At 59.9% G+C, this 1,633-nt stretch carries 2 protein-coding genes; both read right to left on the minus strand.

The window, feature by feature from the left end; genetic code table 11:
• The coding region (locus WCJ41_RS22165; RefSeq protein WP_336908000.1) for a hypothetical protein at positions 1 to 487 on the minus strand (487 nt) is incomplete at its 3' end.
• 397 nt (positions 488 to 884) lie between these two features.
• On the minus strand, positions 885 to 1,568 hold the full coding sequence (locus tag WCJ41_RS22170) for a hypothetical protein (protein WP_336908001.1): 684 nt from the start codon (positions 1,566 to 1,568) through the stop codon (positions 885 to 887).
• Positions 1,569 to 1,633 lie beyond the last annotated feature (65 nt).

Below are 1,633 nucleotides of genomic sequence, written 5' to 3' on the forward strand. Positions count from 1 at the left end.
TGCTGAGCCAGGTCGCGACCACGCGCTCCGGGTTCTTGAACAGGGCTCGATTCGTCGCCGAATAGTAGTCGAGCGATGAATTGACCGACTTGATGGTTGAATTCCAGATGAAGAATCGACCCGGCTGCATGACGGCGGTCCCCGCGCCGATGGCGCGCGGATCGGAGCGGTGATCGTCGTAGGCGCGCAGCAGATCGAGGGGCAGGCAGGTAAACGGGCTTTCCAATTTAGGATCGCAGTAGCTGCGGCCCGCCGGAAAGGAGAAGTCGCCGAAACCGCCGTGGCGCATGATCATTGCCATCTCGTCGGTGACCTGACAGATCAGCGGATCGGAGGCGTTGAGGGCCCAGTTACCGTGGATGAACGCCCAGCGTTCGAACGGAGCGCCGATTTCCCGCGTGATCGCCTCCTTGGCCAGCCGGAAGTGCAGATCGAGCCGCTCGTGGTCCGCATGGGCCGTACTCGAAGTGTTGACCCAACGCGACACCGGATGTCAAAGTGTGAACTGTTGCGCGTCCAGTATTCATGATGGACATGCAGATGCATCTCGTGCCCGTCGGCTGCGACCAGCGGGCGAATCGCCTCGCGCGCCAGCTCTTCCTGGCGCATGGAACGTGCGCTGAACACGACGCCATCGCCGGGAACTTGCGAGTCGTCCCGGCTGGCGGGGCCGTCGGCGGCAGGTCGGTGGGAGAGGAAGACGCTATAGAAAAGACTGAGACGTTGCGCATAGGGTGACCGCCGCGCCATTTGGGCCATGCGCTCGACGGCGCGGGCACTGGCCTCGTCGATATTGATCGACCAAGGTTCGAAGTGGTCGGTATGGAAATAGCAAACCGTCTTGCAGCCACGGCTCTTCAGCAGATCGGCCAGCACGTCGGCGGTCATGGTATGATTTGTCGTGGTTGCAGGTGATAGTAGAAGGCGCCCGGGGTGCTTTCTGCAATGGGCAGTGCGACGAGCCCTTGCGCTTCGAACTGGCCGATCAGCATCTGCCGTTCTTCTGGCGTGTCTCTGGATTGTCCGAACAGTCGGACATCCAGAATCACGTCGCCGCAGGTACTCAAGGATGCCATGAGGCGGGCGGCGAGGTCTTCCGACCAGGTTGCGACGCAGTTTGTGAATATCAACACCGTCTCTGGTGTCATCCATGGTGTATCGGCAAGTACCGTCGGAAATTCTCCGCCAATCAAGACATAGCGTTCGGCAGCGGCTGGCCAGGCTTCGGCCAGTGCGCCGTGGACCCGCCCTGCCGTACGGAGCCTCGCCATATCCTGCTCGACGCCCGCGACGGTATAGCCTGAAAAGGCCAGTGCACAGGGTAGTGTGCCAAGGCCGGTCCCTCCATGAACAATACGTCGGTTTTGCCGATCGAACTTGGCGTCTACGTAATCGACCAGCATTCGGTCATAGGGACTGAGTGCGGTGCCAACCTGCTCAACTCTTGCCTTGTAGTAATTGTAAAAGCCGGCCGGATCAGCGCCTTCGGAGTTCAGTATCTGCACCATGGTCCGGAACAGGTATCCGTCGAGGAAGTCCAAATTGTCGGAACCCGTTTGGTGCGGCACTGATTACGCTCCGGAAGATTGGATACTCGGATAACCTTACCATGGCGTTGTGACTGGAACGATAC

It is taken from the genome of Aestuariivirga sp. (assembly GCF_037139295.1).
Classification (GTDB): Bacteria; Pseudomonadota; Alphaproteobacteria; order Rhizobiales; family Aestuariivirgaceae; genus Aestuariivirga.